The sequence below is a fragment of the Westiellopsis prolifica IICB1 genome (genome assembly GCF_004323185.1).
GTDB lineage: Bacteria > Cyanobacteriota > Cyanobacteriia > Cyanobacteriales > Nostocaceae > Pelatocladus > Pelatocladus prolificus_A.
The window spans coordinates 2,169,105-2,180,808 of sequence record NZ_NAPS01000002.1; the positions used below are offsets into that span (position 1 = coordinate 2,169,105).

General features: G+C 40.7%; 11 protein-coding genes and 1 CRISPR repeat array (1 of these 12 running past the window's edge). Of the genes, 1 reads left to right on the forward strand and 10 read right to left on the reverse strand.

Going from position 1 to position 11,704, the window contains the following annotated elements; genetic code table 11:
• Nucleotides 1-110: 110 nt before the first annotated feature.
• The 10 genes from B4U84_RS23635 to B4U84_RS23685 all read right to left on the reverse strand — a co-directional run bounded on the left by B4U84_RS23635 (nucleotide 111) and on the right by B4U84_RS23685 (nucleotide 10,965).
• Nucleotides 111-1,298 (reverse strand): pyridoxal phosphate-dependent aminotransferase, encoded by a 1,188-nt coding sequence (locus B4U84_RS23635; RefSeq protein ID WP_131120747.1) that lies wholly within the window; start codon nucleotides 1,296-1,298, stop codon nucleotides 111-113.
• Nucleotides 1,299-1,822: 524 nt separating this feature from the next.
• A complete protein-coding gene (locus B4U84_RS23640) occupies nucleotides 1,823-2,026 on the reverse strand; it encodes a hypothetical protein (RefSeq protein ID WP_017311620.1) in 204 nt (67 codons plus the stop codon).
• Nucleotides 2,027-2,302: 276 nt separating this feature from the next.
• Nucleotides 2,303-2,491 carry a hypothetical protein gene (locus tag B4U84_RS23645; RefSeq protein ID WP_017311621.1) on the reverse strand — a complete coding sequence of 63 codons (189 nt, stop codon included), beginning with the start codon at nucleotides 2,489-2,491 and terminating at the stop codon, nucleotides 2,303-2,305.
• 197 nt (nucleotides 2,492-2,688) lie between these two features.
• Nucleotides 2,689-2,946, reverse strand: coding sequence for a hypothetical protein (locus B4U84_RS23650; protein ID WP_131120748.1), 258 nt, complete (start codon nucleotides 2,944-2,946; stop codon nucleotides 2,689-2,691).
• 186 nt (nucleotides 2,947-3,132) lie between these two features.
• Nucleotides 3,133-3,375, reverse strand: a complete 243-nt coding sequence (locus B4U84_RS23655) for an RNA recognition motif domain-containing protein (protein WP_017311623.1) — start codon at nucleotides 3,373-3,375, stop codon at nucleotides 3,133-3,135.
• Between the two features lie 554 nt (nucleotides 3,376-3,929).
• A complete protein-coding gene (locus B4U84_RS23665; RefSeq protein WP_017311624.1) occupies nucleotides 3,930-4,181 on the reverse strand; it encodes an RNA recognition motif domain-containing protein in 252 nt (83 codons plus the stop codon).
• Nucleotides 4,182-4,436: 255 nt separating this feature from the next.
• Entirely contained in the window at nucleotides 4,437-5,633 is a 1,197-nt protein-coding gene (gene metK / locus B4U84_RS23670; protein WP_044451209.1) for a methionine adenosyltransferase, read from the reverse strand.
• Nucleotides 5,634-5,872: 239 nt separating this feature from the next.
• Nucleotides 5,873-9,052, reverse strand: coding sequence for a cation-translocating P-type ATPase (locus B4U84_RS23675; protein ID WP_131120749.1), 3,180 nt, complete (start codon nucleotides 9,050-9,052; stop codon nucleotides 5,873-5,875).
• A 285-nt stretch (nucleotides 9,053-9,337) separates the two neighbouring features.
• Nucleotides 9,338-10,138 (reverse strand): creatininase family protein, encoded by an 801-nt coding sequence (locus B4U84_RS23680; protein ID WP_131120750.1) that lies wholly within the window; start codon nucleotides 10,136-10,138, stop codon nucleotides 9,338-9,340.
• Between the two features lie 176 nt (nucleotides 10,139-10,314).
• Complete coding sequence (locus B4U84_RS23685; protein WP_131120751.1) at nucleotides 10,315-10,965, reverse strand: Uma2 family endonuclease; 651 nt, start codon at nucleotides 10,963-10,965, stop codon at nucleotides 10,315-10,317.
• Between the two features lie 218 nt (nucleotides 10,966-11,183).
• Here B4U84_RS23685 and B4U84_RS23690 point away from each other — a divergent pair, with 218 nt between their 5' ends.
• Nucleotides 11,184-11,396: a hypothetical protein gene (locus B4U84_RS23690; RefSeq protein ID WP_131121048.1), complete on the forward strand. Its 213-nt coding sequence runs from the start codon at nucleotides 11,184-11,186 to the stop codon at nucleotides 11,394-11,396.
• Nucleotides 11,397-11,453: 57 nt separating this feature from the next.
• A CRISPR array of direct repeats spans nucleotides 11,454-11,704; the repeat unit is 37 nt; unit sequence GTTTCCGTCCCCGTTAGGGGTGAAGGTAGTCTACGAC; it runs 167 nt beyond the window's last position.

Genomic DNA, 11,704 nt, shown 5'->3' on the forward strand with positions numbered 1-11,704 from the left:
AGGCTCCAAGAAAATCATTCTTTGTGTCTACCCTTACGGGTAGGCGCGTAAGCGACTTCTGCAAGTAGCCGCTCCGCGTCTATGTGTCTTTGTGTTTAATTACTCAAATTTTAAGTATTTACAATCTTTTTTAAACCTCTAACTAATCTTTCTATCCCCTCTTTGGCTGTCTGTTTTTGCAATGCACCGTAAGCAACACGCAGGTAACATCCGTTATGCATACCAAAAGTAGTTCCAGGGATGACTGCAATTTGATGTTCCTGAATTAATCTTTTCACTAATTCAAAAGTATCTATTTCGGTATTAACTTTGAGAAAGAAATAGAAAGCACCTTCAGCAGGAGCAATTTTGCATAATCCTTCTAATGTTTGGAGAGAATTAATTACCAATTCTCGCACTTGAGCGATCGCTTGAATATGATTTCTCAAATAATCTGGTTTTGTCTGCAAAGCACCCAAGGCTGCATACTGGGAAATCACAGGTGGACAAATCAAGTTTGTATCCTGGACTTTTTTCACAGCGACAAGTAGGTGTTTGGGGATCACCATATAACCGATGCGCCAGCTTGCAAAACCATAAGCTTTGGAAAGGCTGTATAGGGAAATAGTATATTCACTACTATCAGGAAATGCAGCCGGGGAAGTATGTTTGACTCCGTTATAAGTAAAGTATTCATAGGCTTCATCGCTGATGTGGTAGATACCGCGATCGCGACAAATTTGATTTACTTCTTGCAAGGCTGTTTGGCTATATACAACCCCAGTTGGATTGTTCGGCGAAATTGTCACTACAGCTTTTGTTTTTGAGGTGATAGCTTGAGCGATCGCATCGGGACGCAGTTGATAATTTTCATCGGTTTCTACTAATACTGGATGACAACCCGCCATGGCAATTGCCATTTCATGATTGAAATAGTAGGGAGTATTTAAAATAATTTCATCCCCGACATTAGTAATAGCAAGAATGGCGTTCATAAATGCCATATTGCTACCAGCAGTCACAACAATACTATTGTCTGTATCGATTTTGATACTATTAAAAGTTTGTAATTTGGCTGCAATGACTGTTAGTAACGAGGGAATTCCTTCTACAGGTTTGTAGAGATGATTAGTTGGTTCCGCTAAAAATTTTGCTAAAAACTCAATCGCTTCTGGTGGTGGCGCGTAAGCAACTACACCTTGTCCCAAAGAAATTGTTCCGGGATTGTTGTTAATCAATTCGCCTACGACAGGTATAATAGGCGACTGCACCACCTCCATACGAGAGGTAAAATTTTGCTTGACAATAGCTTGATTCATCGAATGCGATCGCTACATTACATCAATTAGAAAAGTGCAATAATATAGTTCAATTCATCTTCATCATATGTCATTATTAGTAGGTTCATAGTTATGTTGGTTTTTGTGCATGAAAGGTGGCTGCGGAGATAAAACTTTTAGTAAGTACCTTTCTGCCATATCTAAATTAGGACTTACGCACACTCTACGAAATCTTGGCGTTCTACCTTACGGTAGACACGTAGACGCTTCTGCGGCTACTTGCAGAAGTCTACCGTAGGTAGTGGCTTCCGCAGGTAGCCGCAGAAGCGTCTAAGGCGTCTTGGCGGTTCCATAAATTAAGGATTTGGGAAATTTTTGCGTAAGTCCTGTAAATAATTTATCTATACTTCTAACTTAATATTTGCGAAGATTACTTATGACTGGGCGAATCGCCACACAAAAATTTAGTTCCACCACTCGGCTTATCTCTGTATATAAAAGGTCTAGTGGTGTAACTAACATAAGTCCTCTTATTCTAGAGGGACGATTTAGCTAAGTTCTAGTTACCAGTCTTGCGAATACCCCAGTATAGAGCGATCATCGTCTGGGATTCGCGTTGGTAAACCCAAGTGCTTGCGAGCTTCTTGTTCTGCGAGATTTCGATCTTTTTGGTTGTTAAATTGCCCTTCTTCTAGTAGATACTTGCTGCGTGCTGCCTTATCACGGGGAGGGACAGAGCCATTTTTCCATTTGTACTTAAAACTCATGAGTAAGCAACGCCTCAATTTTTATTCACGTTTAATTTCATCGATTACTAAGACCACCGTTCCTAGTACTGGGTTTTATACCATTTCACGAAAAGCCTGATACAAATACAGACCCTGTAGAGACGCGATATATCGCGTCTGGTACAAAATTTATATGGATCGTGATTAACGTGAAATGGTTTTACCTTGCACCATATCTGGTACGGGGGTAAACCTTTTGTGCTGTGGTCAACAATAGGTTAGTATCAAGCGAAGCAAGTTTAATCAGTGAAATTTTCAGTCTTGGATAATCAAAATTTTTTGCTCCAAATAATGTTGAAGCAAACGATCACTCTTGATAAATCGCCGTATTTCAGTTAACTGTTCGCTGCTAACTTCAGTTACTCCAGGAACAAAACATATTCCTAAAATAAATATTTGAGGTGGGAGATATTTTCCTGTTAGTTTATAATTTACTTTTGCCACAAATACACCATTTTTTCTAAAGCAAACGCGGAGTGTAAATCTTCTATTGGGACTATTTATCTGGATAAGTAACCTACACTAATTTATGTGACTAATGCCCAATATAAATATACGGATTAGATAGTTAAGTGATAACTAAAATTGCTCCGCAAGCCCAATTACTTCATGGATAACCCTTAAGAAATTCCTCAGAAGATTTAGTTACTTTCATAGTCTTGCAATTTGTATTTCAAGATTGCAGGTTTAACTAGAGATCTAGGCAGTAAGTTTGCGGTTGTTTGTAGCAAACTCCATAATTCTTCTTTCCATTTAAGGTTTAAAAGCTGTGGATTTTTGATTCCTAAAGCTTTCAGACATTTAATTATGTCTTTTTTCCTTAATGAATTTGGCTCTACTTCTAAAGCTACAAAACGAGCAAAGCTAGATGAGACAACTAGAGGCATTTCAAAATTCATTTAGTCCTCATGGGAGTATAGAAATCGTTAAATTAAGTACAATTTGTAATTAATGAGGTTTAGAAATTAAACCATGCGATCGCAAGAGTAATATTTTCCAGCAAGAGGTAAACATACTCATCTGAACTAAAAATCAAATTCTTGTCATGCAATCAACAGGTTATAAATGAGACGATAATCTTTTCTCTACCTTTGTAATACTTTATTAATTTTGAGATTATGACCCATATATTCAGTGCCTAAGAGTGAGTAAATTGCTGCTGCTTCTTCAGCGTCTGTTTCCATTTCTACAAAAGCAAATCCTCTATTCTCACCACTTTGCCGACATTTAGGCAAGCGAACTTCAATGACAGATCCATATTTTGAAAATATCTGTTTGAGGTCATATTCTTGAACCTCTTCAGAGAGATTAGCGACATAGATTGACATAAGAATCTCCAATATCTAATAGGGTGTAGAGATTTAGATTCGGAGAGGTGCTAATTGTGGTCAATCACATAGCCGAAAATAATTCTCGATGCTTTAACCCTAACATAGAATATTGATTTACGCTTATGAGATTCTATATTGAGCCTTTTATCTATTTCACTAACACACGAATGTAGATCTCATTCATCCTACGCTATAAGCAGGTATTTCTTGATAACAATGACCACAACGCCAGTAAATACCTCCTAAACGTATATGACAGAGTAGAGCATATGAACAGCAAGGACAAGTATGCTTACCCTGGATAGATTTCCAAATATATGTGGCTGTATTCGCTTGACTCGACCTATTGAATAAAAGTTGCATTTTCAATCCTAAATTTGGATGAAATCAGATGACGATTTCACCATAGATGACGATAGTAATTTGTAATTGATTTCACAATTATTCTTGATAATTAAAAGTTTAAATATCTAGATAACTGATTGCCACTTTTTATTTAGCCAGATAATTTTTTTAAATTATCAATTCTCTAGTCACTCCACACACCTTTCTCAAATGCTGTACTCAGTCATAGCTCTATTAACTTTGAGGCTATGTCCCATCAACTCAATACCTCTCAAAGCTCGAATTGCTGCTGTTTCCTCAGTAGCTGTAGCCATTTCGACAACCGCAAATCCTCTCTTCTCACCAGTTTTTTGATTCAAAGATACTTGAATTTTCTTAACATATCCATATTCAGAAAAAATCACTTTGAGGTCATTTTCTTCAACTTCATCAGATAGATTACTAATATAAATTGACATAAAAAATCTCCTGAATCAAAAGATGTAGAGATTTAGATTCGGAGAGGCGTTTGTTTAGATATAAATTTCATTCACATAGCCGAAAATAATTCTCGATAATTTAATCATAACATTATGCAAAAATAACGTGTGTGTAAATCTCTGCTATTCAACCTCTACAATTCTTATGCAAAATGAGTTAGACACAGAAATCGGCATATATTTGGTGGCGTGAACTACCTACACTGTATGCAGTTAACCACCAATATCACGATTTCATCCTAGTAAAGGCTTAACCATATCTGTCTCTTCCCACGGCACATTTCCCAGATCCATCCTACCAACATGACCATAGACGGCTAGTTTACGATAAAAGCCACCTTTGGCGATCGCACTCAACAACCGTAAATTAAATTTCTTGATAATTCCCGCCAATCGAAAATCAAAATTCTTTTCCAACAGTACCGTAATTTCTTCATCGGAAATTTTGCCTGTACCAAAGGTTTCTACCTGAATGCTGACAGGTCTAGCCAATCCCATCGAATAAGTCAGCTGCACTTCACATTCTTCTGCTAAACCTGCTGCGACGACATTTTTCGCCGCATAGCGTGCAGCATAAGCACCAACTCTATCTATTCGGGTGGGATCTTTACCACTTAAAGCAGCACCACTGTGGCGAGAATATTCTCCGTAGGTATCAATTGCATTTTTTCTGCCAGTTAATCCCGAATGTACAGACGGGCCGCCAATAGCAAAAGGTTGGTCAAAGTCAATAAAGATTCTCGTCTTTTCATCAGGCTGAAATTCAGCTTTTGCAAATACAGGATCAATTATGCTCTCTTTTACTTCTTGCTGGAGTGTTTTTTCATCAGCAATATTTGAACTAGACTTTTTACTAGCCAGAATTGAAATACTATGGATTCTGTAGGGTTTGCGATCGCGATATTCAATCCCGACTTGAGTTTTACCATCCGGTGCAATATAAGGAAGTATTTTTTCGTGTCGCACAGTAGTTAGTCGCCTAGCTAATTGGTGCGCCAACCATATCGGAAGTGGGATCAAAGCAGGAGTTTGATTACAAGCAAAACCAAATACTGTCACCTGATCTGTAGCAGGAATTAACTCTATTTCATCATCTGATAATTTCTTCGCATCCCAATAACGGTAGCTGCTAGATTGTAACTCTTTCACACTAGTGACAATACTGCAAGTTTTCGCATTAAAGTCAGGTTCATCATAACCAACTTGCTCAATTACCTTTCTAGCAATTTTCGTAAAATCTACAACTGCATCTGATTCAAATCTCGCAGCAATAAATACTATCGCCGTTGCAACTGCACATTCAGCAATTACATGAGAATAAGGATCTTTCTGAAGGAACTTATCAACAATTGCATCGCTAATTTGATCGCAAAGTTTATCCGGGTGTCCCTCCGTAACAGATTCCGAACTAAACATAAAATCTTTTTTCATATATTTAATTTTGTCTTAATTCATAACTAAAACTCTGCATTCCTCTGCGTTCTCTGCGTTCTCTGCGGTTTAAAAGTTATTTATTTAACCGCAGAGGCACAGAGAACACAGAGATAAGAACTAACAGAGGAGTTGATTGTCGAGAATTTTGATCCATGTTGAAAGGGTTAAGAATTAACCTTAAACGTAAAGGTACGGCATGACCGTACCTCTACTAAATGATTTGTTGATTATCTTTATTAAGAGACAACAACAGCAACAGTTTGTAACTCAACTTCTTGTTGTTCTGCTGCTTCCAGTTGCCGAGTGACAGCAGAGTCATCTTGACTACCAGCAAGTAAACGTGGGGAGTTGTGATCTCCTCGCAAATATCTAGTTGCTATCTCCTTTCTACCCTCATTGAACAGGAATGGCAATACAGCACTACTACCGATTACCGCAGTATCAACAAGGTTGATTGGCGAGATTTGCAGCAGACCTTTGAGTCCAGGTACGATCGCAGCTACAACTTGGAGGGCTAAGGAGCCACCTATCGCCATATTTAAGTATTTGTTCGGCGGTAGTTTTTGCTTGCTGAAGATTGTATGAGTCTGCGAACGACAGGTAAAGGTATGCAACAGTTGAGCGATTGTCAAACTCATGAACCCGATGGTGCTGGCTTGTGGGCCGAAACCATAACGGCTGATTCCATACCAGTAGGCTGCTAAGGTGCTAGCAGACAATGCTGCTGATTCTAGAAGGATTCTACCAAAGTCTGAACTTCTAATGATTGGTTCCTTGGGATCACGGGGTGGTGTGAGCAACACATCCGGTTCTGGTGCTTCCATTGCTAAGGCTAAAGCTGGGAAGATGTCTGATACCAAATTCACCCACAATAGTTGTATGGCTGTCAGGGGATGACCAATACCAGCTGTAGTTGCTGCTAACATCACCATGATTTCGCTGGCGTTGGTAGACAGCAGGTAGTGGACAGATTTGCGGATGTTGTTATAAATTGTCCGTCCGTGGCTGACGGCAATAATCATGGTTTCCAGATTATCGTCTTCCAGGATGACGTCTGCAACTTCACGAGCAACATCTGTACCAGTATGTCCCATGGCGATCCCGACGTCAGCAGCTTTTAACGCTGGGGCGTCGTTAATACCATCGCCCGTCATTGCCACTACTTTACCGCTACTCTGCAATGCTTGCACAACTTGCAATTTGTTGGCAGGACTGATTCTGGCAAAAACATGGACGCGATGCAAAAGTCCTTTCATTACCTCTGGTTCGAGGTTGTTCAGGTGGGTGGAGTCGAGAATTTGCAGTTGTTCGCCTTTGCTCAGATTTAGTTCTTTACCAATGGCGTAAGCTGTTGGGCTTTGATCCCCAGTAATCATGACTGTATCGATCCCCGCTTGATGGAAACCTCCCATCAATCCTTGGACGCCATTTCTGATGGGATCGATCATACCGACCAATCCTAGCCAGATTAAATCGCGAGTATGGATATTTTCGGTGTCATCAAGTTGGTAAGCGGCTCCTAATACCCGCAGCGCCTTACCAGCCATATCATCGTTGTCGTTTTCAATGGCTTGTCTGTCTGCTTCGGTGAGGGGAACTTTTTCTCCGTTCTGAATTTGCCAATTGCACAGACTGAGAACTTCTGAGGGACTACCTTTGACGGCGATTAGCTTTTGCTTTTCGTCTGGGGTGGCGTGTAGTGTCGCCATATAATTGCGTTCTTGGGAACGGTGATTGATCTTCAGTCGGGGATAATTGGCTCGCAGACTGGGGACATTCACTCCTCCTTTAATCGCAACATCGATCAGAGCATTTTCAGTGGCGGAACCTCTGACGCTGTACTCATCACCTTCTTTTTCAACTTCGCTTTCGTTGCATAGGGTTAAGACATGAATCAGCTTGAGAAGCTGTTCGTTTTCATAGGGATTAACTGCTTCGTTACCCAAAAGCAATTCGTCAGCAGATGCTTGGATACACTTGTTATCTGTACACAGTTCTACAACTGTCATCCGGTTAGCGGTGATTGTTCCAGTTTTATCCATGCAGATTGTCTGCACAGAACCCAGGGTTTCTACCGCATCCAAACGCCGAATGAGGACGTTGTGTTTCCTCATGTTAGCGATCCCCAAAGCCAGAGTTGTAGTTGCAACTGTGGGTAAACCTTCGGGAACTGCTGCTACTGCTAGAGAAATCGATGATTTGAGCATTTGCAGTAAACTATTACCGCGCAGGATGCCAATACCAAAGAATAAGGCACATACTGCACCGGATACCATAACTAGCTGGCTACCGGCTCGGTCTAGCTGTTTTTCCATCGGCGTTTCGGGCAATGTGGCCTCACTGACCATCATTTGGATATTGCCCATCTCGGTGTATTTACCTGTGGCAACTACTACCGCCGTTCCTTGTCCACCAGTAACTAGGGTTCCCATGTAAACCATGTTGGTGCGATCGCCCAAGGCAATATTTTCACCAACTAGAGTCTGAGCCGATTTAGTCACGGGCATACTCTCACCAGTCAGTGCCGACTCATCTATACTGAGGTGACGAGCTTCTAAGAGTCTGGCATCTGCTGGTACATAACTACCGGGTTTGAGAATCAGAATATCCCCGATGACGATTTCTTGAGCGCTAATTTCTACAATGTTGCGATCGCGAAGTACAAACGCCGTAGGATTAACTAAATTCTTCAGGGAACGAATCACCTTTTCCGAATTGCTTTCTGTGGCGTAACCAATGGCAGCATTGATCACCACCACCCCCATAATTACCACAGCATCGACCAAACCCCCGGTAGCAACTGAAACACCAGCCGCTACAGCTAAAAGTCCTACGGGTAAAGATTTAAACTGGTCAATAAACATACTTAACCCGGAGCGGGGATCAGCTTCCGGTAAAGCATTTGGCCCGTATTTTTTCAGCTTTTGTTCTGCTTTCTTGGTTGTTAATCCTGATTCTTGGGAAGTTTTTAACTCCGTAATGACTGCATCAGTGTCTTTCAGATGCCAAGTAGCTATTTGTTGTTGATGAGTATTAGCTGTCAGCTGATTGGATTTTTTGTTGCTTGCAGGTAATTTTTTCGCCTTTTTCGGAAATCGGTTGATTTTTTTTGTTGCCCCGACTATAGAGTGCTGACTTTGTTTAGCATACTCTATAACCAGGCGTTCAATCTGTGCAGCAAGCGCTAAAACACTATGTTCTGGTTGGTAGAGTACCAGAACATTACCACTAGAGGGATTGGCATTTACTTGTGTAATACCCTGCACCTCTGACAACTTTAACTCTAGGTATTTCTTGAAAGCTTCCGAGCCTTGCAACCCATTGATCTTATACCTAGCCCTCCCCTCTACAGCAGTATGCAATGCACGCACAAAAGCACCCCGACTGCGACGAGAGATGTTGCAGTGATTGTTCATTTCTTCATTCAGTTGTGAGAAAAACTACTTCACTTAGGATTTCTAATTGTAATCTTTATTCTACTCTTAACCTCCTTTTAATGCAAAAAATTAACTAACTTTATTGATTCTGGAACTCAATTAACCTAGAAAGTGCTGTTTAAGGACATTTATTTTGTAAACAAAGATTAATCTCAACTATTACTTTGTGTCTGGTTGGAAAAAGGGGATTGGGGATTTAAAGTCTAGATCCCCGACTTCTTAAAGAAGTGGGGGATCTTGGATGGTGTATTTTTGATTCTCTTGTTATGGAGCTAGTTGAAATTTGTAGATGTCTTTGATAGTTTGTACCCAACCATCGGCTAATGATTCCCAGATGCGATCGCCTTTTTCTTTTGTTGCTGTGCTTGGATCTCCGAGTACGCCACTTTGGGATAAGTCTTTTGTTGCCCAAGCAAAGGGTAACTTTCCTTCCATGCTCAGAACGCTATCTGTGGGTAGATTTTGCGGATACTCAGTAACTGCGTTTGCCATTTTTACTTGTTCGGGTAAAATTGCTAACATCAAAGAAGTTTCTGCATCTCCAGCGTGAATACCGAATTCTAATTCTTTGGGTGTGAGCAATTCTTTGGCTATGTTTGGTACTCGCCAAGTAAATAAAGGAAAAATCCAAAACTCATTATATTTAATATGTAAATCTCTAGCGACTATTTCTATAATTTGCGGTTGTCCACCATGAGAATTCATAAATACTAATTTCCGAAAACCTGCCCGATAAATGCTTTCGCCAACTTCCATCAAGAAAGAAATTAGTGTTTGGGAACTTAGGGTAATAGTACCGGGGAAATGCCAATGTTCGTTTGATTTGCCGTAATAAATATTAGGTAAGGCGTAGGCTGGAATATCGGCATCTAATTTAGATAATGCTTTGCCTAAAACGGCTATACTAATTGCGGAATCGACAATTAATGGTAAGTGCAAACCATGTTGTTCAATTGCACCAATGGGTTGAATGATGACAACATTTTGTTTCTCTGGCATGTTTTCAATATCTTGCCAAGTAAGATAGGGAAAAAATCTGGATGGGGGAATGAAGGAATTTAGCATAAATTGGTAAATTATCATTGGTAGAGACGCGATTAATCGCGTCTGTACAATAGGATTAATCGCGTCTGTACAATACAGGACTTACGCAAAACATAACGCGCATTTGCGGTAATTCATGAATTACCGCTACGCAAGAATAAGGTTTTCTGTCACATGTTGCGTAAGTCCTGCAATAGTCATTGGTCATTTGTTATTTGTATTTCAAATTCTTCCAAAGCTTGGAGATTTCCTACTTGCCAAGCGCGTTCTACTAAAGCAGGAATAATTTGTGTGAGTGGGATATTTTCAAAATGGGGACTGGTATCAGATCTTAGATAAATTCCTTGACTCAGCACATAAATTGTAAATTTACCACTGTCATAAACCCAGACTTCTGGGACACCAATTGCTCGATAAGCTTCAAGAGTAGTTTTAGAAGTTACATCTATTTCTATTGCTAAATCTGGTGGTGGGTCTTCCGGTTGCAGGCGGCGACGTCCTATCATGCGTTGATAATTCTGAATATAAAAGCAAGCATCTGGTTCTACTCCTGCGGTTCCTTCTTTTTTAAAAGTGGTAGAACCAAAAGGTTGAAATTTAATACCCTGAGCCTTCAATAACGTTTTAACAATATCAGAAAGGAGGTCTCTGGGAATTTCATGTTCGGGTAAAGGAACCATCATTTCTAGAGTATTTTTGCTATAGGCTATTCTTGCACTTCGTTTTTCTCCTAATTCGTGCAAAATTGACTCAAATTCTTGCCAACTCACATTGGGAATGGTAATTGTGCTACCAGGAGCAAGTTGCATTTGGCTAACAGGTTTGACAACGGGAGTGACAACAGTCATAACGCTGATGTTTGAGAGACAGGACTTACGCAAGATGTGACCGAAAACCTTATTCTTGCGTAGAGGTAATTCATGAATTACCTCTAATGCGCGTTATGTTTTGCGTAAGTCCTGAGAGAGTCTTCTAACTAATGTAATTCACTCTGCAAAATAGGTTGAGTGTGACACTTGCGTAAGTCCTAATAAAGAACATCGCGACATTTGTGGCTAACGTCGCGATGTTTGTGGCTAACGTCGCGACATTTGTGGCTAACGTCACGACGTTTGTGGCTAACGTCGCGACGTTTGTGGCTAACGTCGCGACGTTCATAAAGAACATCACGACGTTTGTGGCTAACGTCGCGACGTTCTTTATGAATGAAACGACATTCGTCACAAACGTCAAAGCGATGGTGCAAAGCAGCTGCTACGCGATCGCAAATCACAATTAAATTTATCGCGGTTCTTAGTCAGAGCAAACGCAGCTTAAAGTATCACCAAATCAATTGGTTTCCGTCCCCGTTAGGGGTGAAGGTAGTCTACGACCTCGACCGTTCACATGACGAATGGCAAGTTTGAGTCTCACTCGGTTTCCGTCCCCGTTAGGGGTGAAGGTAGTCTACGACGTCGAGGAGGTGCTCGGTGCATCAGGGGAGGTAGAGTTTCCGTCCCCGTTAGGGGTGAAGGTAGTCTACGACCCGAACTCGTGTCGTATCTCGGCTCTCGAACGGTTCTGTTTCCGTCCCCGTTAGGGGTGAAG

Excerpts from the sequence above, each read along its gene's own strand:
- B4U84_RS23640 (WP_017311620.1), bottom strand. The coding sequence starts at position 2,026 with ATGAGTTTTAAGTACAAATGGAAAAATGGCTCTGTCCCTCCCCGTGAT.
- B4U84_RS23675 (WP_131120749.1), bottom strand. The coding sequence starts at position 9,052 with ATGAACAATCACTGCAACATCTCTCGTCGCAGTCGGGGTGCTTTTGTG.
- B4U84_RS23655 (WP_017311623.1), bottom strand. The coding sequence starts at position 3,375 with ATGTCAATCTATGTCGCTAATCTCTCTGAAGAGGTTCAAGAATATGAC.
- metK (WP_044451209.1), bottom strand. The coding sequence starts at position 5,633 with ATGAAAAAAGATTTTATGTTTAGTTCGGAATCTGTTACGGAGGGACAC.
- B4U84_RS23650 (WP_131120748.1), bottom strand. The coding sequence starts at position 2,946 with ATGAATTTTGAAATGCCTCTAGTTGTCTCATCTAGCTTTGCTCGTTTT.
- B4U84_RS23680 (WP_131120750.1), bottom strand. The coding sequence starts at position 10,138 with ATGCTAAATTCCTTCATTCCCCCATCCAGATTTTTTCCCTATCTTACT.
- B4U84_RS23685 (WP_131120751.1), bottom strand. The coding sequence starts at position 10,965 with ATGACTGTTGTCACTCCCGTTGTCAAACCTGTTAGCCAAATGCAACTT.
- B4U84_RS23665 (WP_017311624.1), bottom strand. The coding sequence starts at position 4,181 with ATGTCAATTTATATTAGTAATCTATCTGATGAAGTTGAAGAAAATGAC.
- B4U84_RS23635 (WP_131120747.1), bottom strand. The coding sequence starts at position 1,298 with ATGAATCAAGCTATTGTCAAGCAAAATTTTACCTCTCGTATGGAGGTG.
- B4U84_RS23690 (WP_131121048.1), top strand. The coding sequence starts at position 11,184 with ATGTTTGTGGCTAACGTCGCGACATTTGTGGCTAACGTCACGACGTTT.